This window comes from Caballeronia sp. LjRoot31 (assembly GCF_964253885.1).
GTDB lineage: Bacteria > Pseudomonadota > Gammaproteobacteria > Burkholderiales > Burkholderiaceae > Caballeronia.
In genome coordinates, this window is sequence record NZ_CAXURX020000003.1 from 138,233 (window position 1) to 160,011 (window position 21,779).

Below are 21,779 nucleotides of genomic sequence, written 5' to 3' on the forward strand. Positions count from 1 at the left end.
CCGGGTCTAGCGGCTCTCAGCCCGTTCCGACTGTCCGGACGCGCGATTCGACGACTCGGCAAACTGCCAGGCGAAGAGTCCCGGCACGAAGATCAACAGATCACGAATTCGCCTGGCGCCGGCCAGCGCCAGGCAGATCGAAGGATCGAGCCCCAACGCGCCGCCAATCACGATGAAACCTCCCTCCTGCACACCGAGGCCGCCCGGCACGAAGAACGCCGCGCTGCTCACCGCCTGAATCAGCGATTCGATCACCACCGCCTCGGTCAGGCTCACCGGTGCGCCAAGGAAGTAGAGCGCCAGCCAGATTTCAAGCGCCGTCAGGAAACACTGCAGCGGTTGCCAGAAAAATAGATAGCGCAACACAACCGCGCGTCTGCGCCAGATCTCCTTGATGGCCTGATCGACCTGTGCCGACTGTCCGACCAACGCCGCCAGCTTGCCGCTCGTCATATGATTGAGCGCACGCGTGATGCGCTCGAATGGACTGGCGTGCTGCACGAGCGCGAACAGCACCAGCAGCGGCGTGAGCACCACCACGCCCCATGCGAGCTGACTGGCGAGCCGCAGCGTGCCGGAATGGGCGTGCGCGAACAGAAAGCCAATGCCGACCATCGTGAAGAGCAACTGGCTGATCACCGTGAGCTGCATATCGACGATGATGCTGCCCACCGCTGTCGACGGCCGCACGCCCCAGCGCTTGAGCATTCGAAACGAGACCACTTCGCCGCCGATACGCGCTACCGGCAGCATGCTATTCACCGATTCACGCACCCACACGAGGTGCAGCATAGCGAGGACACCGGGACGATTCCCGCCGCGAATCAGTGAACGCCAGTCGCAGGCATTGGCGAGCATCGGCAGCACGTGCGCGAACGCCGCCAGCAGGAGTCCCGCGCCGGCCGCGCGCAGCGCGCCGAGCACGGCGCCGGGATTGTCCAGCCAGACCAGCCAGAGCGACACCAGCAAGCCGGCGAGCGCGGCTGCGCGACCGAGATGCTTCATCACGTGGACACCTCGTGCGCGCGCCTCATACGCATTGCCCTGCTTTTAATAGCTGCTTCGAAAAACCTGCGCGTCATGGCCGACCTGTCCTGCCGCTCATCCGTCATTCGTCCTGCGCCGCCGACAGCAGGCCGTCACCGTCCACTTTGAAACTGAAGCCTCGCCAGATCACACGCGACGACCAGAAGCTCGCCAGGAAAATCGAAAACGATACGATATCCCATAACGGCAACAGCCACAGGTCACCATGTGCCTGCTGTAACGCGCGATCCGACTGCAGTTTCAGCACGAGCCGGGCGCATACCGCGACCAGCGCAAGCGGCCACGACCACAGCGCGCCGCCCGAGAAGGCGATGGCGAGCAGTGCGAAAGCCAGCGGATAAATCAGCGCCGAGCCGAGATGGCCGAGCGGATCGATGCTGCGAATCGTGCGGCTCCAGCGCAGTTCGTGCGCGATCAGTTGCGTCGCACTCGATTCCACGCAGGCATGCGCGATCGTGAACGGCGGAATCACCACCTTCTCGCCGATCATCCGCACGGCTTCGCCGATTGCATGGTCCTCGGCCAGATGCTTCACGAACGGTGTGAACCCGCCGATTTTTTCAAGGGTATCGCGTCGCATCGCGATGGTCTGCCCAAAGCAGGGACGCGCGAGACCAAGCGCGAGTCCCGTCACCACGCCGGGCAGGAATTGGTAGTTGGTGGCCTTGGCCGACAGGCGCGGCCAGAAACCGGGATCGGGCGCACCGCGATACACGCAGGTGACGAGACCGACGCCGGGCTTCTGTAATTCGCCGATTACATTGCGCAGATAATCCGGCCCGACGCTCACGTCGCTGTCGGCGAACACCAGCAGGTCATGCCGGGCCTGCGGCAGCATATTGAGGATGTTGCTGATCTTTCGGTTCGGACCGTACAGGCGCGCATCGGCAACCACGGTGATGTCCGCTTCCGGATGCAATCGCCGCAGATCCTCGACGGTTTGCAAGGCGGGATCGGTTGAATCGTGCACGCCGAACAGGAATTGCACAGGGCCCGAATAGTCCTGCCGGCAGAAGCTCGACAGATTAGCGAGCAACGCCCACTCGCTGCCGTGCAGCGGTTTGACGATCGTGACCGGCGGAAAACTGGTCGGCTCGGACACCGCTCTCGCGAAGAACCGGCCGATCAGCGCACCGGCCAGCACCGTATAGGCGATGCCGAAAACCGCACCCGCCGCACACGCCCAGGCAAGCGTGACGGCGAGCAGATGCACGGCGCTCACGCTTGGTGGGCGCGCAGGAAGCGGAAAAATTCGACGCCTTCACGCAGGCGCCGTTTCATCATGTCCCAGCTCGTGAGCATCTCACGCAGAATTTCCCAGATCTTTGACGGACGGAAATAGAAGCGCTTATAGAAGTTTTCGAGTTGATGATAGATATCGTCGCGCGACAGATGCGGATAACCGATCGCCGCGAGCTGCACGCCTGACTTGCTGACGAGATTGATGACCTTGTTCTCTTCGAGCCAGCCGTTCTCCACCGCCTGGTTGTAGAGCGTCGTGCCAGGATACGGCGCGGCGAGCGAGACCTGGATAGTATGCGGATTGATCTCTTTCGCGTACTCGATGGTCTTGCGGATCGTGTCCTGCGTCTCGCCCGGCAGGCCGAGAATGAAGGTGCCGTGAATCTTGATGCCGAGCTTGCGGCAGTCTTCGGTGAAGCGCCGCGCAATATCCGTGCGCAAGCCCTTCTTGATGTTCAGGAGAATCTGATCGTCGCCGGATTCATAGCCCACAAGCAGGAGCCGCAAGCCGTTTTCCTTCATGATCTTGAGCGTGGCGTACGGCACGTTCGCCTTCGCGTTGCACGACCACGTCACACCCAATTTCCCAAGACCACGGGCGATTTCCTCGACACGCGGCTTGAAGTCGGTGAAGGTGTCGTCGTCGAACATGATCTCCTTGACTTCAGGCAGGTTGTCGCGAATCCACTTTACTTCTTCGAGCACGTTCTCGACTGAGCGCGTGCGGTAGCGATGCCCGCCCACCGTTTGCGGCCACAGGCAGAAGGTGCACTTCGAGCGGCAGCCGCGGCCCGTGTAGATCGACACGTACGGATGCTTCAGATAGCCGATGAAGTAGTTGTCGATTTTCAGATCGCGTTTGTAAACAGGCGCGACAAACGGCAACTCGTCCATATTTTCAAGGATCGGGCGCGCTTCGTTATGCTCGATCGAACCGTCCGCGGCGCGATAGCTCAAGCCTTTGATCTGCGCGAGCGGCTTTCCCTCGGCCACTTCCTGGCATGTGAAATCGAATTCCTCACGGCAAACAAAATCGATCGCTTCGCTGGCGGTCAGCGAATTGTGCGGATCGACCGCGACTTTCGCGCCGACCATGCCGACCCGCACGGAAGGCTTGCGCTTCTTCAGGTCTTCGGCAAACAGGGCGTCGGTCGGAAACGATGGCGTACTGGTGTGAATGATCACCAGGTCATATTGCTGCGCGATGTCGAGCGATGCATCAACGGACAGTCCGTCAGCGGGAGCGTCGAGAACACGGCTATTGGGAACGAGCGCGGCAGGTTGTGCGAGCCATGTCGGATACCAGAACGAGCGGACTTCGCGCTTCGCCTGATAGCGCGAACCTGCGCCGCCATCGAAGCCGTCATAGGACGGCGCCTGCAAGAACAAGGTTTTCATTAACGCTCCAGCGAACCTGTATGGACGCTTTCAGTTTTCTAGCGGAAAACATCGGAACTATTTGCTCGTGAGAAAACAAGCGGACGCGCAAATAGTACGGAGCAAAGCTGAAGGAAACCTTAAGTAATCGATCGGCCAACGCGGCGACTTTGATTTGCCTCTCCCAACTCGTTTTTGACACCGCCGTCCAGCGATGCAATTGCCAGCCCGTTTGGAATTTCTATGGGATATTTTTCCAGCGAACTAAGACCCTGTGGCAGGGTCCGGAAAACGGGGGGAACTTTATACCTTGAAGGTATGGAGGCGATAATCTTCCAATATAGATATGGCGGTTTCAATTTCAAGGGTGATTCATGCGATTCCAGGATGCCTTGTAACCGAAGCCTCATCGCATCCAAGGACGCCGGTCACTATCTCGTACTGCTAACAATATTCGCTCCAGTGGTGAACTCCCTCTTGCAGCCAATGCCGGTTACACACCTTTAGTCACTGACCTTCGACTTGAACCCGCTCAATACATGAAGTACGTCGAACGTCTCGCACACGAGAGGCATCGACTCATCCGCTACGCGTCCGATCCGAAGACACTCCTCAGAGAAGAAACGCCAGTGCTCCGTCTGCCAATACGATAGGGAAAGATCCCCTTCACCTTCACTAGCCGCAAATCCGGCGCTTACGCGCGCAAACGGAACGATCTCTACGGTCGCTGCTCGCCGAACTAGCGCGGGTCGGCTATGCCAATCAAGAACAATCTCGATGTCCCCGGCTTTTGGCAACGCGTCGTCCTCGAATTCCCAAGACCACAGCAAACTGCAGGTCGCTCGTTTTATGCCGGCCGCGATAAGTAGGATGAGCTCATTTGATAGCGCCTCGGAATCGCCAAAACTGCCGATCCGAACATCGCCATCTGGCAGGTAGATACCGTGTTCGTGCAATTCCTCGACGAGCTGCCTGATGATCAAGTTCATATCTTCACAATTTCAAGTCGCACTGCCGAAGTTGGGAATTGGCGGTGAATGTCCAACCGGAACGAGGCATTGGCTCGTGATTATCGATGATTCGCGCCACCCTTTGCGGACGGTTGTAGATCGAGCACACCACCGCTTCGTCCCGTCTGCCCTTGATGCTCACCGAACTGCAGGGCAGCAAGCTGCGCATAGAGCGGCGAACTCAGAAGGAGCTCCGCGTGACGGCCTTGCGCAATAATGCGGCCTTGTTCCATCACGACAATGCGGTCCGCCTGCTGCACCGTAGCCAGGCGATGCGCAATGACCAGCGTGGTGCGGTTCTGCGCGGCATTGTCCAATGCCTTTTGCACCAGCCGTTCGCTTGCTGCATCGAGCGCGCTGGTGGCCTCGTCCAGCAGCAGGATGGGCGGATCTTTCAGAATCGCACGGGCAATCGCAATGCGCTGGCGCTGTCCGCCAGAGAGTCGCACACCGCGCTCGCCCAGAAACGTGTCGTAACCTTGCGGCAGCTCTTCAATAAATCCCGCCGCAGCGGCCATCCCGGCAGCCCGCTGCACTTGCGCGAGCGTGGCTTCGGGCGCGCCGTAGCGGATGTTATCGAGCACGCTGCCGGAAAAGATCACCGATTCCTGCAGCACTACCCCAATTTCCCTACGCAACTCGACAAGCGGCACTTGCCGCGTAGGCACGCCGTTGATCAGAATGGCGCCGGTCTGCGGATCGTAAAAACGCAGCAGCAGTTGGAACAAGGTGGTCTTGCCGGCCCCGGACGGTCCAACCAACGCAACATGCTCGCCCGAGCGGACATCGAGTGAGAGGCTGGAAAGCGCAGCGACACCGGGGCGAGACGGATACGAGAAGCTGACGTTATCGAAGCGGATACCCTCGCCGCGCGTCGGCAGCGGCACGGTCGTCTCGGCCGCAACAACCGGGGAGCGCGCAGACAGCAGTTGCAGTAACCGCTCGGTGGCGCCGGCGGCCCGTTGCAGATCACCCCACACTTCGGCGACTGCCCCCACCGCGCCGGCCGTAAACACCGCGTAGAGGATGAACTGGGACAACTGGCCAGCAGTCATTCGCCCGGCCAGAACCGCCTGCGCCCCGAGCCAAAGCACGAACACAATGGCAGTGAACACCAGCACGATCACCACGGCGGTCAACCAGGCGCGCGCCCGAATGCGCTTGAGTGCTGTTTCGAAGGCCAGTTCTACCGCGCCGCCAAATCGCCGCGACTCAAAGGGCTCTTGCGTATAAGACTGCACGGTCGGCATGGCGTTGAGCACCTCGCCCGCCACCGCGCTCGCGTTCGCTACCTTGTCCTGACTCGCGCGCGAAAGCCGCCGCACGCGCCGGCCGAAGATGACGATTGGCGCGACCACCACAACCAGCGTGGCAATAATGTAGGCCGATAGCACCGGGCTGGTCACCGCCAGCATTGCCACGCCGCCGGTAAGCAGGAAGAAATTGCGCAATCCCAACGACAGGCTGGTGCCTACCACCGTCTGGATCAAGGTGGTGTCGGCGGTGAGCCGCGACAGCACCTCTCCCGTCTGCGTGGTCTCGAAGAACTGCGGACTCATCCCCAGCACGTGGTCGTAGACCGCGCGCCGCAGGTCAGCCGTGACCCGCTCACCCAGCCAGGACACGAGGTAGAAGCGCAGCGCCGTGGCGCCGGCCAGTATCAGCGAAACAACGAAGAGTGCGAGAAAATAGCGATCAATATGCGCCCGGTCGCCAGCCGCGAAGCCACGGTCGATCAGGTATTTGAACGCCACCGGCAACGCCAGTGTGGCCCCCGCCGACGTTATCAGCGCCAGGAACGCGAGCGCCCATCGCCCGGCATAAGGGCGCAGGAACGGAAACAGCGCAAACAGGGGACCTATAGCTCGCGAAGGCGGCGAAGGCGAGACAGCGTCTGGCATCAGGATTCCAAGTGGATCGAAGGTCTTCCCGATTGTGCCAGTACTGCAGATTCGAAGACGGACTAGTCAGAGCCTCGCGCTGATCGATGAGCGCTTCGGCGTACGCTACGTATCGTTCAGGGCTAACTGCCTGCCACGTGCTTGTCGCGACTGCCCATCTGTATCAAGATCAAGTGGACCCATCAGGAACAAGCCATTCTCATGACAGACAATCCCGATCCCGACAAACTGAAGGGCCCCGGCGGCCTCACGTTACGCCAGATCCATGAACAGGTTCAGAAGAGCGTCAAGCGCGACCGCGAAGAGCAGGCAACGCGCAACGCCACCGCGCCGCCGAAGAACAGGTGGCAACGTTGGGTACGCTACGTGTGGGGCCGCAGCGGCCGTCGCTAGAGCGACGGCTCGACAACAGGAGATGTGCCGGTCGCGACGCCGATTTGGAATCGATCTCACTCCCCCGAGCCCGGCCAGCCGCAGCGTTTGGCACCCGACGGGACCACAGCGGGTCCGCGCCGGGCACAATCACCCGTCCAGATCAGCGCATGCCGCCACTTGCGACAACATTTTCGCCCGTCATCCAGCGCGAGTCATCCGACGCCAGAAACACTGCGATCGACGCGATGTCATCCGGCTGCCCCAATCGGCCAAGCGGAGTCTGGGTGAGCGCCCACGCATCTAGGTCGGACCCGATTATCCCTGCGCTGTGGGTACCCTCGGTCACCACGACGCCGGGATTAATCGAATTCACGCGAATTTTGCGTGGCCCGAGTTCGCGCGCAAGCACGCCGGTAATTGCGTCGACCGCGCCTTTCGTGCCGCTATAGACAGCACTTGCCGGCGGCGTAATGCGGGTGACGACCGAACTGACATTGATGATGCTGGCCCCCTCGCCCAGATGGCCCACGGCGGCCTGCGTGGTAAGCAACACGCCTAGTACGTTGGTATTGAACTGTTTGTGGAAGTGTTCTTCGGTGATCTCTTCGATCGTCGAGAATTCGTAGACTCCCGAATTGTTGACCAGGATGTCGAGGCGTCCAAATGTTTCGATGGCCGCGTTGATAATGCCTTTCGCGTCCGCTGCCTTCGAAACATCGCCGCCGACGGCGACTGCCCGGCCATCGGCCGCAGTAATGGCTGCAACGACGGCATCGGCGCCCGCCTTGCTGCTTGCATAGTTGACGACTACTGAAGCTCCCTCCGCTGCGAGTGCCTTGGCAATAGCGGCGCCAATACCCTTGGACGCGCCCGTGACGACGGCTACCTTACCTGTGAGCTTGCTCATGATCGTTTCCTTGAAGAGATTGAGTACCGTGGAAAATGACTGGCGGTTTCTGGGACCAATCGATTTGCGCTCGTGCAAATGTAGACATCTCTTCGGCCGCGATAAAGCGGCGCAAAACGAATTGACTGGAGGGATTTGACGAACAATTGAAGCTCAGCATATTTTGACCGGTCGTTCCGGCCCGCCTTCGAGGGACAACTTGACGGACAGAAAGCCGTTGGAAAGATCTCGAATGAATTCGACGTAGTCCGGCTCGCCGTTGTCGTTCATCACAAGAAGCCGCCGATCCTGAGCTGTGACGCCGCGATCTCGATGACCTGCCAGGCCAGCGACGGTCCCGAACCAGGCGGCCAGTCATCGATGAGCGCGAAATCAGCAGGGCCGCCAAGATCTTTGAAATCACCGTGCCGCCGTTGTCGCGCATCGCTGCAGCGAAATAGACGATCCGGCAGAGGTCGCGAACTCCAGCGCCCCGGTCGCAGCGTATCACACGTATCACACGTATCACACGTATCACACGTATCACACGTATCACACGTATCACACGTATCACACGTATCACACGTATCACACGTATCACACGTATCACACGTATCACACGTATTGCGCGTATCACACGTATTGCGCGGCAAAGCAGATCGATCAGATCGCCCTGGGCGGAAAGATAAGAGCGACTAGCACGTCAGCCGCCGCACTAAAGCTGAGCTTCGATAGCCGCTTTATCTATAACTGACCATACCTGCTCGATCTTTCCCTCCCGGAATTGATAGAACACATTCTCCGTAAAGGAAACTCTCTTGCCGTTTACAGGGAGGCCAAGAAATTTTCCCTTTGGTGTACAGACGAATTCCAGCCGGCTGGCGACACAAGGCGGATCGGAAATCAGCAGATGAATTTTGAAATAAAGGTCTGGAATTTCACTAAAGTCTCTCTCAAGCATCGCACGATAACCTGATAAGCCAATCCGCCGATCGTTGTAGTACACGTCGTCATGAACGAACTGTTCCAGCTGCAGCCAGTCCTGCTTATTCAGGCAGGCAATGTAGTCTCGATAGACGTTGGAGAGGTCGATTTTATTCATGGCAATTGCCTGTCCTTTTACAAGGTCCCTGCTGCAAAGCGGGACGAGTTCAAGTTCCACGTCAGCCGTTCACATCGTCATACAGGCTGATGATTTGCCCACAATCGAAGCGGCATCGGGTTCACTCCGCAGCGATTTTCCGCGTTCCCTCGATCAGGGATCTGATCCGTTCCTGATCGGCCGGTGTCGCCGGGTTGTAGACGATCATCTGAAGATCCGGCCGCCCGTCGACCGCGAAGGAAGAATATTCCAGCGAGATCGGCCCAAGCACAGGGTGGCGCAGATGCTTGACCCCTTCGCCATAGGTCTGCACCTCATTGTCCCGCCACATGGCGGCGAACTCGGGGCTTGACCGGCACAGTTCGTCGACGAGCGGCGCCACCTCGGCATCAGCGCCTGCGCGTGCGGCATCGATCCGGAAGGCGCTCACCACGAAGCGGGCCACGCTTTCCCAATCGAACTGCGCGGCTCGCACGCGGGGATCGCAGAAGATCATGCGCAGGATGTTGCGTTGTTCGGGCGGCAGGGAGCCGTAGTCGGTGAGCACAGCCGCGGCCGCGCGATTCCAGGCAACCACGTCCCATGTCGCCGTCCTGACGATAGCCGGGCTATCGGGCAGCGCCTCGAGCAGGCGCTGCAGTCGCGGCGTGATCGCGTCGCTGCCCCGATAGCGGACTTCGGGTTGATGGCCGAGGCCGAGCAGGAATATGTGTTCGCGCTCCACCTCGGTCAGCATCAGTGCCGTCGCGATGCGCTCCAGCACATCCGCCGATGGATTGCCGCCGCGCCCCTGCTCCAGCCACGTGTACCAGGCCGCACTGATATTGGCGCGCTGCGCAACCTCTTCACGGCGCAGTCCCGCCGTGCGCCGCCGGCTACCTGAAAAGCCGAAAGTCGCGGGATCGAGCTTCGTGCGCCTGTTCTTCAGATAATTGCCGAGCCGATTGTCGTTCGCGCTCTCGCTCTTACTCTCGTTCGCGTGGGCCATGTGCAACCTGTTAAGAGGTATACCTGGATAATGTCACCACTTTAACAGGATGATTTTGCCTCGTACATTGATCTCTCGATCACTTGGGAGAGCATCAAATGCGCGTCTTTGTCACGGGAGCCACCGGCTTCGTCGGCTCCGCTGTCGTCCGCGAACTGCTCGCGAACGGCCATCAGGTCGTGGGTCTCACGCGTTCGGAGGAAGGCGCGGCCACGCTCGCCTCTGCCGGCGCCGAGGCGGTTCATGGATCGCTTACCGACTTCGACTGCCTGCGTCGAGGAGCGGCGAGCGCCGACGGGATCATTCACACCGCCTTCAATCACGATTTCTCCCGATTTGCCGATAGCGCCGAGGAGGACCGGCGCGCGATCGAGGTTCTCGGCAGTGTGCTCGAAGGCAGCGAGCGCCCGTTGTTCGTCACGTCCGGCACGGCGTTCCTGAGCAATGGCCGCACGGCGACCGAGGAGGATCGGCCTCGTGCGCCGTCCGGCGACTTTCCCCGCGCGTCGGAGGCGGCGGCGCAGACCCTCGCGGACCGCGGCATACGTGCGACCGCCGTGCGGCTACCGCCGTCCGTCCACGGTGAGGGAGACCACGGGTTTGTCCCCATCCTCATCCGAATCGCCCGCGAGAAAGGCGTGTCGGCTTATGTGAGGGATGGCCTGAACCGCTGGCCCGCAGTGCATCGCTTCGATGCCGCCCGCGTCTTCCGGCTCGCGCTCGAGCACGGCGCTATCGACGGCCCGTATCATGCGATCGCGGAGGAAGGCGTGCCGTTCAAGGCTATCGCCGAGGTGATCGGCCGCCGGCTCGGCCTGCCAGTGGTCGCCAAGTCCCACGACGAAGCAGCGGCGCATTTCGGGTGGTTCGCGATGTTCGCGAGCGCGGACCTGCCGACATCAAGCGATCGGACCCGCGCCGTGCTGGATTGGGCGCCGACCGGTCCAGACCTTCTCACCGACATCGATCAGCCGGGCTATTACGCGCATCCCTGACGTTCGACGCAGGAACGCATTGCCGGTCGCAAGAAGCTGTCTGATGTTGAGCTTGCTGAACGGGTCAAGCCCTCGATCGGAAAGGACGGCCGGGGAAGGAGTCTACGAACAGGCGGAAAGACGTTTATTAGCTTAAGGGACTATGGCGAGTTGCTGATTCAACGCCCAAGCATGATAGGGCCAGCCATGTTCGTGGACAACGGCCTTCGCCGCATCGTGCATCAGGTCTGGGACTGGCACGACGACCGGCGTTACTCAGCTCACTTGTACATCGCTTGCCAGACAAGTGACCACGGCTGGCAATCGAGCCATTTCGTCGGCCACTATCGGGCTATCACGCCTGACGAAGTGGCGTCTCTCGCCTCGCAGGTAGGATTCGATGACGTACGGGTTCTTTCGCCATCTACCACCGGATATTACCAACCAATCGTCACGGCCGCGACTGCGTAGTCCGCTCGGTTCGCCCGTGGTGCTTCAGGGGACGCGGATCGCCATCAGGCGCTTGCCGGCCAGAAAGCGACCTTCGTTCGATGCGTTGCCATGACATTCATGTGGCGGCTCCACTTTACAAGCGGTCGTTTAATCGCCGTGCAGCAGCGTCGCGTCAGCGGTACGGATCCAACCGGTCGTCCAAATCACCCGTCGTCAGGCCATTTCCGAATGGCCGATCGCTGAAAAAATCAATAGGCGTAGACGGCCTCGAGCGGTCGTTGAGCGCGCTCGACAATCGTGGCAGGTCTTATAGATGCCAACGGACATTCGGATAAGGAAGTGCAACAGCGGTTCGCGAGCCAATGTGCCATAGCTCGCTTAAGAAGTCCTTTGTCCGGGCGCGCCTAATTTCTCGCGGGAGCGAGGGCTCGGGCCAACGTTGCGGGGAGCGCTCCATTCACCAAATAACTGTGCAATCGGCTCTTGAGCGACTACCAATCCATCGCCGTCGCGAGGTCCTTTCCAATCTTGTCGCATTGTTTTATGTACTGGACGGCTCCGTCACGGTCACGATTCGACGCGATGTTGTCAGCCTGGTCGACACCGGCCTGAACAAGTCTACGAACCTGACCGGTCGTGTGAGATTGGCTATAGAGATCTGTCGCACGTGAGTTGTTTACGCCGAATCGCCCTGCCAGGTTTATGAGAGCGTCACCCGCAGATGATTTGCCTGCAGCGACCGGATATGCGATGTCGGAAACTTCCGCCGCGAACGAGCTCGGTCCTGTATTCAAAAATAGCAAGCGTTGATTGAAGCCACTGCATGTCACCAAGTACGCCTCGGCGCGCTCTGCAGTTTTTGCATTTGTGACTCTACCCGGAGCGGGAGCCGGAGCATAAGTTTGTGCCCGCGGCAGGCTCTCCTCTATGGATTCGATAGCGGAATCATTAGGCGTTCGTTCGAAGCGCGAGTATCCCAAATACATCACGCCGTACGAGTTGTCGGAGAGCCCAGTTCGATTGGGGTAGACCGAGGGATCTATCTCTGGATGCTCCTGCCTCAGTTGATCAAATGCCATCTTGTACCAGATGCGCGCCGCCTTTAAGTCGTGCAGTTTCGCTAGATCTGTTTTCCATGCGAATTGATTATTGCGCCTATCGTCCTGTGATCGCGAAAGAAACCCATCGGCAACGCGAATTTTTGTCTCAAACTTGCTGGCAGTCGGATCACCAGAAAACTCGTAATTGTAATCTTGTCCACTTCCGTACCATATTGTCAAAGCACCCCTCTCAAAGTGATCTCTGATATCGGCATATTCAGTACGCCTCAGCGGATCTAGGTTACCAACCGTACTCTGGGGCTTCCCCATGGTATTCACGGGAGGGGTTTGAACCAAAGCGGTAGATGAGCCGGAGCCGTCGGACTTGGTAACCACAATTGAGCGGGCCGGGTCTTGGGGCGTCACGGGTGAGCTTGGAGTGGACGTGCGCGCATCAGATTTGCCATCGTCGCCGTCTGGGTTAGCGGGCTGGTCATTGGCCCACAGGAGACTTGCATTGGAAACTACGGCCCCGCCTGGGTCGTAAGTGGTGAGTCGGCCTTGGCCACTCCTTTTACCGTCAACAAATCCTCCCGCGTACTCTTGAAATAGTTTGCCATTTCGAAAGATAGTCATCGTTCCCTGCCCCGTGGCCTCTCCATTGATCAATGGTACTTTTATTTCCTCCATGGAGACGCCAGGTACGGGTATGGTTATTTGGCTTGAACCCTGGCCGACACCGTTAACAAGCGTTAGGTCTACAAGTTGGGTTACGTTACCCAAGTAGTTTTTCCAGGTCTCTGTGCCATGCCCCGAAGCGACTCTGCTAACGCACTGGCCGCTCCACTCGACCCTTGACCCAGCATGAGGACTGGGGTCGTAAAGCCAGCAGTCTCCGGTCGCAATTATCTTCCAATGCGGATCGTTTCCAGAAAGGTCCGGTTGAGGTGCTCCTTGCGCGATGGCCTGAACGGCCACACATAGCGGGAGAATCGATATCGCAATCTGCAACCGCCCGATTACCCGCATGTGGATGTCCTCAAAGGATATTGAAAGCTTCATTGCGTGATACACAAGAACCTTTATGCTGCCGCCGCAATAAGGACTCGACTGTGCGGAAGATCACTTTTAAGTCACGCCGCTGTGTTTGATCGTGTAGTTACTAGGCACACGGAGAGCCCCCGTTTGTGCTGGCGCTGGATCGAACGGCAAAGCGGTTCGACTGCACCCGTTCGTCTTCTCCGATACCGGCCATTCAAGAATAGGCAAATTCCCACGCGCTTGAGTGACCGGCTCGGCTGACCAGCCGCTTCGGGTCGTCAAGAGCCTTTCACTTCCTTCCCACGACTTCTCGGGCCGCCGCACGCATAAGTCGCTACGACGGCCGATTCCGGGCAGTCCAGTCAATTCCGTACTTTCGTGTCTATCTAACTGCGCGCTAGTCTAACTAATTCCATTTCCCGACACAGGTCACCCGCGTTCGCGCCGCTGACCTGGAACTGTATCGGTCAAGGCTGCTCCGTAAAGATGCAACGCTATGGATAACTTACAAATTGAAAGCGCTGCAATTCTGTGCTTGCGTTGCTCGTTGTGGATCGCCGCTGTTTTATTACACCCGCAAGATAGATTGCTTGGCGGGAATCCTTACAAACAGATTAACCCGATAAATACCTCGTATCAGAAGCATATTTCGCCAAGTCCGACGTATCGATTACCCCGGGTAGCGAGTAGCGAACAACCCCGATCCTCATCGCTCAACAAGCGCGTTTAAAGCGCCAAGGAGCCCTCGGGCAAGCAAGCTTCCACGACATCGGCAAGGGACGCGCCCATGTTCTCATCGACGACAAAGCCGCGAACGCATCCGCCTTTCCGCCTTACTGACCGCAAGCTTATAAACGCGGACAGCCCTCGGTCCGTTCTTGTCATGCGCCCGACACCTATCGCCGTCACGATGGCGATCTGGCACCGCAAATTCTCTGCGAAGAATTCGGTTCGGCCATCGAACGAGACGCGTTGTATCAGCCAACACGATTCCAGATTCACGCGCCGTAAAAGGCACGCCAGGCCAAGCGAATACGCTCGGGGCTGATTAAACCTCCGCGTGTTATCGCCATCGCAATAGCCGCAATCGCACCAGGAGTGAGTTATGCATGATGTGGCAGATTCCGACAGGTCGCAGAGCAACGGTGTGAAGTCAGTCCAGCAGTACATCGACGAACACCCCATGTGGCCTGACGGAACGCATCTCGCGTCAGTACCCATGACCGCGATGCAATGGCGCATCTGGGCGCTGGCGGCAGCCGGAAAATTCTTTGAAGGATTCGTCGTTTTCATGACGGGCGTGGCGCTCCCGCTGATCTCGCGCGAGTTCGGCATCAGCGCGGCACAGAACGGCTTCATCAGCGCCGCCAGTCTCATGGGCATCCTGGTCGGAGCGGTCGGTCTCGGAGGCATGTCCGACTACTTCGGGCGTAAGCGGATGTTCATCGTGGAGATGATCATTTTCGTGGCGTTCCTGGTGCTGCTCGTTCTTTGCACCAATTTCATCTCGCTCGTGATCTGCCTGTTCGGACTTGGCGTGGCGCTCGGCTGCGACTACCCGACCGCGCACATGATCATCTCCGAAAGCATCCCCAGCAGCAGTCGAGGCAAGCTTGTGCTGGCGGCGTTCGGCTTCCAGGCGTTGGGCGCGCTCGGCGGCACGGCGGTGGGCTTCCTGGTCCTGTCGACCATCCCGACCCTCGATTCGTGGCGCTGGATGTACGGCACGGCGATCATCCCGGCGCTGGCGGTGACCATCGGCCGCTTCTACATCACGGAAAGCCCCAGTTGGCTGCATATTCGCGGTGCGGTCGACCGCGCGGAAGCCGCGGCGCAGCGATTACTGGTGCGCACCCCGCAGTACCCGACAAGTATTGCGTTGTCGCGCGAAATGGAAATGGCCGCCACGGGCCACGGCGGCAAACAGAGCTTCGCCGCGCTGATCGCGCGGCGCAACCTGCGAGCGACGATCCTGGCCTCGGTACCGTGGTTCCTGCAGGATCTCGGCACGTACGGGATCGGCATTTTCACGCCGACCATTCTCGCAGCGGCGTTCGGCAGCAAGCCGGATCACGTTCGCAGCATCAGCGACCTGATACTGAACGACATACTCGCCGCCAAGGGCTCTGCCCTCATCACCATGCTGCTGATTGTCGGCATCATTTTCGCGGTCATCTTCGCGGACAAGGTCGGACGGATCTGGCTGCAAGTGGTCGGTTTCATCGGCTGCGCGGCGGGCCTTCTGATTGCTTCGTTCTCCGATAGTTTTGAAGGTTCGACCAAGACTGTCGTGATTTTTGCCGGCTTCATGCTCTTCAATTTCATGACCAACCTGGGTCCGAACGCACAGACCTATCTCCTGGCAGGCGAAGTGTTTCCGACGGCCATTCGCGGCACCGGCGCCGGATTCGCGGCAGCCGTCGGCAAGATCGGCGCGGTCGCGACCGCATTCCTTTTCCCCATTCTGCTCACGGGCATTGGCACCGGTCCGCTTCTCTACATTCTCGTGGGCACATCCATTCTTGGCGCCGTGGTGACCTGGTTATTTCGCATCGAAACTAACGGCGTGAGCCTTGACGACATTGGACGATAAGCGCGCGCTCACAGACCGACACGATGTTCCCTACGCAAAAAATAGTTTCCCGGTATTTCCCCGTATCGCGACGGAGACGTGCATGACTAAGCATTATAAAAACCCGGCACGGCGGCGGCGCTCGCACCGGTTCGCAGCCCTGCCGCTGTGCATGGCTGCGTTCAGCCTGATGGCGAGCACATCGGTCAATGCACAGGACCTGACATTGAGCGAAACCGGCTCGACCCTGATGTATCCGCTCTTCACAACCTGGGTGGCTGAATACACGAAGTCGCATCCCGGCATCCACATTACCGTCGGCGAGACTGGCTCGGAGGCCGGTATTCAGCAGGTGCTGGCGGGCAAGGTACAGATCGGTGCGTCCGACGCCTATATGTCCGATGCCGAGATGCGGCAACACCCGCAGATCATCAACGTGCCGCTGGCCATTGCCGCGCAGACGGTCAACTACAACGTGCCCGGCCTCAACGCGACTCACCTCAAGCTGGACGGCCCAGTGCTCGCCGCCATCTACACAGGCGAGATTCGCAACTGGGATGCGCCGCAGATCGCCGCGCTCAACCCGAGCGTAGCGTTACCGCATCATCCGATCGTGCCGATCCATCGGGCCGAAGGCTCCGGAGACACTTTCGTGTTCACCCAGTTCCTGTCGTTCTCGACGCCAAACTGGGAAAGCAACCTGGGATATGGCACGTCAATCTCATGGCCGGCCGTGTCGGGCAGTGCTACTGCAACGGGAAACTCGGGCATGGTGAAGGCGCTGCAAACGACGCCCTACTCGATCGGTTATGTCGGCGTCAGTTTTACTGACACGCTGGCCGCGGCGCATCTCGGCACCGCCGCACTCAAGAATGGCGCAGGCGAATTTGTTATGCCGAGCAAAGACACGATCACGGCAGGCGCCGCTTCACTCGGCCCGCGCACGCCGGCTGACGAACGTCTGAGCCTTGTGTTCGCGCCGGCATCGGGCGCCTACCCGCTCGTCAATTACGAGTACGCGGTCGTTTCGACGAAACAGCCTGACGCCACCACTGCGGCGGCGCTGCGCAGGTTCTTGCTGTGGTCGATCGTACCGTCCGAGACCAATGAGGCGTACCTCGATACGGTCCACTTTATTCCGCTGCCGCCGCATACCTGGGAGTTGAGCCAGGCGCAGGTTCAGTCAATCAAGTAAGCGTCAGATAAGCGAAATATTCTACCGGATGCGGCAACGCGGTTTGTAGTTCCGTTATCAAATCGCGGCGCACTGTATGCAGTCATCCGTCATAAGAAAAGTGCCGGCATCCGGGCGACGCGCTCGAACAGAGTGCGTTGCCCGGAACAACTGGATCAATCAGTGACCGCTGTGCAAGTGCACCGCTTTCTTGGCTGCGTGTTCAGCGTGCTCGCCGGCGTGCAGCCCGTGACCATGCGCCAGGTGAGCATGGTGGCTCGCAGCCTCGTGGTCGCCAGCCTCTGCGTGCTTGGCTGCTTCGCGATGATGCTTCGCGGCCGAATCGAGGTGCTTGGCTGCTTCGTGATGATGGTGATGAACTTCGTGTTGATCGCTCATGGAAGTCTCCAGTATCTGCAACGGGGCCCAATCCACAATAGGAGTGAGCATCACCACGATAGTGAAATGCGGTGTCACTTGCATGAACCCGTCACGGAATCGCCAAGGCACTGCAACTGAAGATTGCGAGGCGTGTTCGGTAGCAATCGACAAAGCCGGCAACCAAGGAAAACCTCAGCCGTTACGCTCGTCGCGCACCCATTATGCGTAGCGTGCAAGAAACATATCGGCGGCGGATTCCGCTACCTGCTTTTGTTCCTGCTTGCTGAGAGGACGCTGCCCCATCGTCACCTGCGGCCAGAAAGCAAACGCTTTGACGAGACCCTGCAACTGCAGCGACGCGAACACGGGGTCCGATGTCTTGAGCCGGCCATCGGCAGTGGCTGCGCGTATCCACACGGTCAGGTCTTCTTCGCGCTCCCCCATGCGGGCCACCATGTCGCGCGCGCGCTCCGGCGAATGAATGCCTGCCGCGATCGCCACGCGCGCGAGCGACAGGAATGCCTCGTCGTTCAAAAGACTCAGCTTTTTCAACAGCAGCTGGAGCAACTGCGCGCGCAACGGCTGAGAGCCGGAATAAGCGGGCGCTTCTCCCGCGTCACTCGAGTCCCACAACTGCCGCAAGATGGCCGCGAACAGCACTTCCTTGCTGGGAAAATGGTTGTAGACCGTCCGCTTCGACACACCCGCGCGGGCTGCGATGCGGTCCATGCTGGTTGCATCGAAACCCGCTGCGAGAAATTCTTCAATAGCCGCAGCGATCACGGCGGCGCGCTTGCGATCGGTCAGGCGTAGCAGGTTGGCAGTAGCATTCATCAATAAATTTTACACCAGGCAGTTTACTTTTTTCTACGATAAACTACACTGCATAGTCTACTTTCTGTATCGGGACGCCACTACATGACATCGTTCACCGGTTCTATCCGCCGCGCTTTGGGATTCACAGCAGCGCAACGCGGCCGTGAATCATTTGACTCGTCAACTCAGCACGACGGCGAGCGCTTCCGTAATGTCAAGCCTCGTCCCGTGGAAGGAATCCGTAAGACCCTGAGCATCGTGTGGAATGTGTTGTTCCATAAACCGGACGGCACTGTGCCTGCAAGCACCCTGCCCGTCGATGCGCTGACGCGTGAACAGCTTGACGCGGCGCCGGACCGCAGCTTGTATCGCCTCGGACATTCAACCATGCTGCTCAAGTTGCGCGGGCAGTTCTGGCTGACCGACCCTGTCTTCGCCGAACGTGCGTCGCCGTTCCGGCGGTTTGGTCCAAAACGCTTTCATGCGCCGCCCATCGCGCTCGCAGACTTGCCGCCGCTGCGCGGCGTGATTCTGTCTCACGACCACTACGACCACCTGGACCGCGAGACGGTGCTCGCCCTCGCCAGCACGACAAGCGTGTTCCTGACGCCGCTGGGCGTGGGTGACCGGCTGATCGAGTGGGGTATCGACGCGTCGAAGGTGCGTCAGTTCGACTGGTGGCAGGGTGTGGAGATCGACGGTCTCGCGTTCACGGCAACACCTTCCCAGCATTTCTCCGGCCGCAGTCTTTTCGATGGCAACAGTACCTTGTGGGCCTCGTGGGTCATCGTCGACGACGATCTGCGCGTGTTCTTCAGCGGCGACACGGGCTACTTTGACGGTTTCAGGACGATTGGCGAACGACTGGGTCCGTTCGATATAACGCTGGTCGAAACGGGCGCCTACGACGCCCAATGGCCATACGTGCACATGCAGCCCGACGAAACCGTCCAGGCCCACGTCGATCTGCGCGGCCACTGGCTGATGCCAATTCACAATGGCACGTTCGATCTGGCGATGCATCGCTGGCAAGAGCCGTTCGAGCGCGTGATGGGGCTCGCCGCGGCAAGAGGCATTTTGCTCGCGACGCCGCGCATGGGAGAACGGCTCGATCTGGCCGCGCCACACCGCGGTCAGCGGTGGTGGCGCGAGGTGACAGAGGTTGTGCAAGCGCCCAGGACGCTGCGCCGATGGTTCTCCTGCCGCACGGACCAGGCAAATTCGCAGGGCTAACTATTGACGTAAGCGCTGCAATCAGCGATTCCGGCTATGACCCCGGGGTCCAACGATAAACAATGATGCTCGAATTGTTATAGTTGTCCTTCGTGACCACGTACTCACCGGTCGATCGCAGGTATGACCTCAGGCCGTACATCGAATCAACGTTGTTGCCCACGTCCACTGTCGTGGGGCTGCTATTGGTGAATGTAGTGTCCAGGCTCCCCGTGGCGAGATTGAAGGCGTCGATGTTGGGCGCGGTGTTTACGTAGCCGACGAACAGATAGTTGCCGGCTGCCGTGATCGATTTCGGATTGGCGCTGGTGAGGTTGATCACCGGATTCGGCGAGCGCTGGTTGCCTGCGAGCCAACCGTGATACACCTCGACACGCGTTCCTATCGAGGTCCAGTCCGTGCTCCCGACTATGCCTTGCGCGAGGATCATGGTGTCGCTATCGGCAAGATAGATGATCCGCGTCAATGGCAGGATGGTCCTCGGCGTGGCGTATGCAATGCCTGCTCCCCAGCTCGGTTTACCGTCGGCATCAAAGCCGGTCAGCGGGTAGTAATAGATGCGGTTCGTCCGGTCCGGGCCGGCCCAGACGTTTCCATTGCTGTCGAGACTGAATCCTCCCGTGATCAATGCGGTCGCATTGAACGCCGTGCCAGGCAGCGACCCGTCCGGTATGGCGATGTAACCATTGGCCGCGTTGAAGTGAAAGAAATAAAAGATCCCCGGATTCTGGCCGGCTGCCACAAGGATCCGGTTTGCGCCGACGGTAGCGATTTGCGCGAAGTGCTCGCCGCGCTGGGTGTCGTTGATGTCGATTCGTGGATCGGACGGGTAGTCAATCGGATCGACGGTGTTCGCCACGAACGTTCCGCCGGCAGTGCCCGTGTAGACGTTGAAGCCTCCGTAGAAATACGCGCCATCTGTAGCGGGGTCCGGTGCGCCGTTGCCTTCAAAGTTCAGTGCCTGAAGCTTCCATCGCAGAATGCCTGAGCTGTCGTAGGCGTAGATGTCGCTATTGCCGTTGCGGCCGAGATCCCAGGTTCCACCCCACGGGTTGTTGAGGACATACAGGTTGCCGGCGGAGTCCTTGCCGATGCCCGCAACGCGGGTGAAGCGCCTGTCCCCGACCTGGCCTTTGATTCCAGTCGTGGTGTCGAGATATCCGCCCTGAATGCCGAACGTGCCGACCTGGGTTGGCTGGGTTGAAACGCCCGCGATCTGGTAGATCTTGATGTTCATGTCCGGCCCTTCATCGCCGACTAAAAGCTGTCCAGCCGTTGCGTCGAAATACAGCGCGCTCGGACGGGACGTGGGTGGCATCTGGATCGTGTTCAACGCTGCGCCGGCCGGGCTGAATTCGACAATCGCGCCGGCATTCTCTTGCGCGACCCAGACATTGCCGGCGCTGTCCAAGGCGAGCGCGCCGGGCGCGGCCACATTGATATCGCTCTGCCAGACGCCGTCGGTGGTGAAGACCCGCACGCGATTTCCCGGGAAATCACTCGCATAAAGGAGAGAGCCGGATGTTGCTAGTCCGGTAACGACATCGCCGCGGGTCTGGGTCGTTGTCGCACTGACGGGGATGGAGAGATCGCGTGTTTTACTGGTTCGGTTATATCGCCCTACCCAGCCACTGCCGATAGTCCTGTCGTATTGCAAGGCAGCAAAGATTGAAGTTGCATTGCCCGTAATGGCGCTGCCCTGGAACTCGTTGTGCAAACCGATGGAACCCATGTTTTTGCGGTTGCCATATATGGCGACGCCGCCTTCGTTTTCGTCCCACAGGGAAGCGGTATAAATAATTCCCTCGGGCGCTACCCATATGGAACGAGCACCATTGCCGACATAGGTGGAATTCGTTCCATACGTGTTCGCTATCCAGTCAGTGGTGTATTGCGCCTGACACTCCGGCGTAATTGCCGCGATCAGCACAGCGGCAACAAATGCGGCACGAATGCGTTTTCTCAACATGAACAATGGTCTCCTGATGGTCATCCAGCGTGGAGGATGCGCGGCAATGAAATCCCCTTGGGCCGGACCTCACATGGGTTCGTCGCGCGCGTTCAGCGGAGGATTTTGTTGCTTACGATCGATGCAGTTCTACAGCGCATATGCCATGTGACCTTTATGCTTTAAAAAGGGCAGATTTTCCCGAAAACCGTCCGATAG

The 21,779-nt window shown here is 59.4% G+C and carries 18 protein-coding genes; 6 read left to right on the plus strand and 12 right to left on the minus strand.

The genetic code is table 11. The features are described from left to right. Positions 1 to 6: 6 nt before the first annotated feature. The 5 genes from ACSQ8V_RS29380 to ACSQ8V_RS29400 form a co-directional block, all read right to left on the minus strand. Entirely contained in the window at positions 7 to 1,005 is a 999-nt protein-coding gene (locus tag ACSQ8V_RS29380) for a flippase-like domain-containing protein (protein ID WP_436209210.1), read from the minus strand. Positions 1,006 to 1,108: 103 nt separating this feature from the next. Beyond that, positions 1,109 to 2,269: a bacteriohopanetetrol glucosamine biosynthesis glycosyltransferase HpnI gene (gene hpnI, locus ACSQ8V_RS29385; protein ID WP_436208120.1), complete on the minus strand. Its 1,161-nt coding sequence runs from the start codon at positions 2,267 to 2,269 to the stop codon at positions 1,109 to 1,111. Next, complete coding sequence (gene hpnJ / locus ACSQ8V_RS29390) at positions 2,266 to 3,687, minus strand: hopanoid biosynthesis associated radical SAM protein HpnJ (RefSeq protein WP_436208121.1); 1,422 nt, start codon at positions 3,685 to 3,687, stop codon at positions 2,266 to 2,268. Before hpnJ ends, hpnI begins: the two co-directional genes overlap by 4 nt. Positions 3,688 to 4,169: 482 nt before the next feature. Beyond that, the gene (locus ACSQ8V_RS29395) at positions 4,170 to 4,655 is read right to left on the minus strand and encodes an ASCH domain-containing protein (protein WP_436208122.1); all 486 of its coding nucleotides are present in this window, start codon (positions 4,653 to 4,655) and stop codon (positions 4,170 to 4,172) included. Positions 4,656 to 4,735: 80 nt separating this feature from the next. Then, entirely contained in the window at positions 4,736 to 6,577 is a 1,842-nt protein-coding gene (locus ACSQ8V_RS29400; RefSeq protein ID WP_436208123.1) for an ABC transporter transmembrane domain-containing protein, read from the minus strand. A gap of 201 nt (positions 6,578 to 6,778) precedes the next feature. Between ACSQ8V_RS29400 and ACSQ8V_RS29405 the strand changes: the two genes are divergently transcribed. After that, positions 6,779 to 6,970: a hypothetical protein gene (locus tag ACSQ8V_RS29405; RefSeq protein WP_436185297.1), complete on the plus strand. Its 192-nt coding sequence runs from the start codon at positions 6,779 to 6,781 to the stop codon at positions 6,968 to 6,970. 142 nt (positions 6,971 to 7,112) lie between these two features. Here ACSQ8V_RS29405 and ACSQ8V_RS29410 read toward each other — a convergent pair whose 3' ends face one another. The 3 genes from ACSQ8V_RS29410 to ACSQ8V_RS29420 all read right to left on the minus strand — a co-directional run bounded on the left by ACSQ8V_RS29410 (position 7,113) and on the right by ACSQ8V_RS29420 (position 9,928). Next, positions 7,113 to 7,859 (minus strand): glucose 1-dehydrogenase, encoded by a 747-nt coding sequence (locus ACSQ8V_RS29410; RefSeq protein ID WP_436185298.1) that lies wholly within the window; start codon positions 7,857 to 7,859, stop codon positions 7,113 to 7,115. A gap of 694 nt (positions 7,860 to 8,553) precedes the next feature. Then, on the minus strand, positions 8,554 to 8,940 hold the full coding sequence (locus tag ACSQ8V_RS29415) for an ester cyclase (protein ID WP_213767825.1): 387 nt from the start codon (positions 8,938 to 8,940) through the stop codon (positions 8,554 to 8,556). A 121-nt stretch (positions 8,941 to 9,061) separates the two neighbouring features. Next, the gene (locus ACSQ8V_RS29420) at positions 9,062 to 9,928 is read right to left on the minus strand and encodes a helix-turn-helix transcriptional regulator (RefSeq protein ID WP_436208124.1); all 867 of its coding nucleotides are present in this window, start codon (positions 9,926 to 9,928) and stop codon (positions 9,062 to 9,064) included. Positions 9,929 to 10,026: 98 nt separating this feature from the next. Between ACSQ8V_RS29420 and ACSQ8V_RS29425 the strand changes: the two genes are divergently transcribed. Beyond that, positions 10,027 to 10,923: an SDR family oxidoreductase gene (locus tag ACSQ8V_RS29425; RefSeq protein WP_436209211.1), complete on the plus strand. Its 897-nt coding sequence runs from the start codon at positions 10,027 to 10,029 to the stop codon at positions 10,921 to 10,923. Between the two features lie 186 nt (positions 10,924 to 11,109). Beyond that, positions 11,110 to 11,373, plus strand: coding sequence for a hypothetical protein (locus tag ACSQ8V_RS29430; protein ID WP_436208125.1), 264 nt, complete (start codon positions 11,110 to 11,112; stop codon positions 11,371 to 11,373). A gap of 473 nt (positions 11,374 to 11,846) precedes the next feature. Here the strand turns inward: ACSQ8V_RS29430 and ACSQ8V_RS29435 are convergent, their stop codons facing one another. After that, positions 11,847 to 13,085 (minus strand): hypothetical protein, encoded by a 1,239-nt coding sequence (locus tag ACSQ8V_RS29435; RefSeq protein WP_436208126.1) that lies wholly within the window; start codon positions 13,083 to 13,085, stop codon positions 11,847 to 11,849. Positions 13,086 to 14,541: 1,456 nt separating this feature from the next. On the opposite strand from ACSQ8V_RS29435, the gene ACSQ8V_RS29440 reads away from it, so the two are divergent. Continuing rightward, the gene (locus ACSQ8V_RS29440) at positions 14,542 to 16,029 is read left to right on the plus strand and encodes an MFS transporter (protein ID WP_436208127.1); all 1,488 of its coding nucleotides are present in this window, start codon (positions 14,542 to 14,544) and stop codon (positions 16,027 to 16,029) included. An 82-nt stretch (positions 16,030 to 16,111) separates the two neighbouring features. Next, positions 16,112 to 17,203, plus strand: coding sequence for a phosphate ABC transporter substrate-binding protein PstS (gene pstS, locus ACSQ8V_RS29445; protein WP_436208128.1), 1,092 nt, complete (start codon positions 16,112 to 16,114; stop codon positions 17,201 to 17,203). A 159-nt stretch (positions 17,204 to 17,362) separates the two neighbouring features. On the opposite strand, the gene ACSQ8V_RS29450 is transcribed toward pstS, so the two are convergent. Both ACSQ8V_RS29450 and ACSQ8V_RS29455 read right to left on the minus strand, forming a co-directional pair. Next, on the minus strand, positions 17,363 to 17,581 hold the full coding sequence (locus ACSQ8V_RS29450; protein ID WP_213764978.1) for a hypothetical protein: 219 nt from the start codon (positions 17,579 to 17,581) through the stop codon (positions 17,363 to 17,365). A gap of 201 nt (positions 17,582 to 17,782) precedes the next feature. After that, positions 17,783 to 18,397, minus strand: coding sequence for a TetR/AcrR family transcriptional regulator (locus tag ACSQ8V_RS29455; protein ID WP_213764977.1), 615 nt, complete (start codon positions 18,395 to 18,397; stop codon positions 17,783 to 17,785). Between the two features lie 84 nt (positions 18,398 to 18,481). Here ACSQ8V_RS29455 and ACSQ8V_RS29460 point away from each other — a divergent pair, with 84 nt between their 5' ends. After that, positions 18,482 to 19,612 carry an MBL fold metallo-hydrolase gene (locus ACSQ8V_RS29460; RefSeq protein ID WP_436208129.1) on the plus strand — a complete coding sequence of 377 codons (1,131 nt, stop codon included), beginning with the start codon at positions 18,482 to 18,484 and terminating at the stop codon, positions 19,610 to 19,612. 34 nt (positions 19,613 to 19,646) lie between these two features. Here the strand turns inward: ACSQ8V_RS29460 and ACSQ8V_RS29465 are convergent, their stop codons facing one another. Continuing rightward, positions 19,647 to 21,581, minus strand: a complete 1,935-nt coding sequence (locus ACSQ8V_RS29465; protein ID WP_436208130.1) for an SMP-30/gluconolactonase/LRE family protein — start codon at positions 21,579 to 21,581, stop codon at positions 19,647 to 19,649. Positions 21,582 to 21,779 lie beyond the last annotated feature (198 nt).

Coding starts and splice junctions, on each gene's coding strand:
- ACSQ8V_RS29380 (WP_436209210.1), bottom strand. CDS start 1,005: ATGAAGCATCTCGGTCGCGCAGCCGCGCTCGCCGGCTTGCTGGTGTCG.
- hpnJ (WP_436208121.1), bottom strand. CDS start 3,687: ATGAAAACCTTGTTCTTGCAGGCGCCGTCCTATGACGGCTTCGATGGC.
- ACSQ8V_RS29395 (WP_436208122.1), bottom strand. CDS start 4,655: ATGAACTTGATCATCAGGCAGCTCGTCGAGGAATTGCACGAACACGGT.
- ACSQ8V_RS29400 (WP_436208123.1), bottom strand. CDS start 6,577: ATGCCAGACGCTGTCTCGCCTTCGCCGCCTTCGCGAGCTATAGGTCCC.
- ACSQ8V_RS29405 (WP_436185297.1), top strand. CDS start 6,779: ATGACAGACAATCCCGATCCCGACAAACTGAAGGGCCCCGGCGGCCTC.
- ACSQ8V_RS29410 (WP_436185298.1), bottom strand. CDS start 7,859: ATGAGCAAGCTCACAGGTAAGGTAGCCGTCGTCACGGGCGCGTCCAAG.
- ACSQ8V_RS29415 (WP_213767825.1), bottom strand. CDS start 8,940: ATGAATAAAATCGACCTCTCCAACGTCTATCGAGACTACATTGCCTGC.
- ACSQ8V_RS29420 (WP_436208124.1), bottom strand. CDS start 9,928: ATGGCCCACGCGAACGAGAGTAAGAGCGAGAGCGCGAACGACAATCGG.
- ACSQ8V_RS29425 (WP_436209211.1), top strand. CDS start 10,027: ATGCGCGTCTTTGTCACGGGAGCCACCGGCTTCGTCGGCTCCGCTGTC.
- ACSQ8V_RS29430 (WP_436208125.1), top strand. CDS start 11,110: ATGTTCGTGGACAACGGCCTTCGCCGCATCGTGCATCAGGTCTGGGAC.
- ACSQ8V_RS29435 (WP_436208126.1), bottom strand. CDS start 13,085: ATGGAGGAAATAAAAGTACCATTGATCAATGGAGAGGCCACGGGGCAG.
- ACSQ8V_RS29440 (WP_436208127.1), top strand. CDS start 14,542: ATGCATGATGTGGCAGATTCCGACAGGTCGCAGAGCAACGGTGTGAAG.
- pstS (WP_436208128.1), top strand. CDS start 16,112: ATGACTAAGCATTATAAAAACCCGGCACGGCGGCGGCGCTCGCACCGG.
- ACSQ8V_RS29450 (WP_213764978.1), bottom strand. CDS start 17,581: ATGAGCGATCAACACGAAGTTCATCACCATCATCACGAAGCAGCCAAG.
- ACSQ8V_RS29455 (WP_213764977.1), bottom strand. CDS start 18,397: ATGAATGCTACTGCCAACCTGCTACGCCTGACCGATCGCAAGCGCGCC.
- ACSQ8V_RS29460 (WP_436208129.1), top strand. CDS start 18,482: ATGACATCGTTCACCGGTTCTATCCGCCGCGCTTTGGGATTCACAGCA.
- ACSQ8V_RS29465 (WP_436208130.1), bottom strand. CDS start 21,581: ATGTTGAGAAAACGCATTCGTGCCGCATTTGTTGCCGCTGTGCTGATC.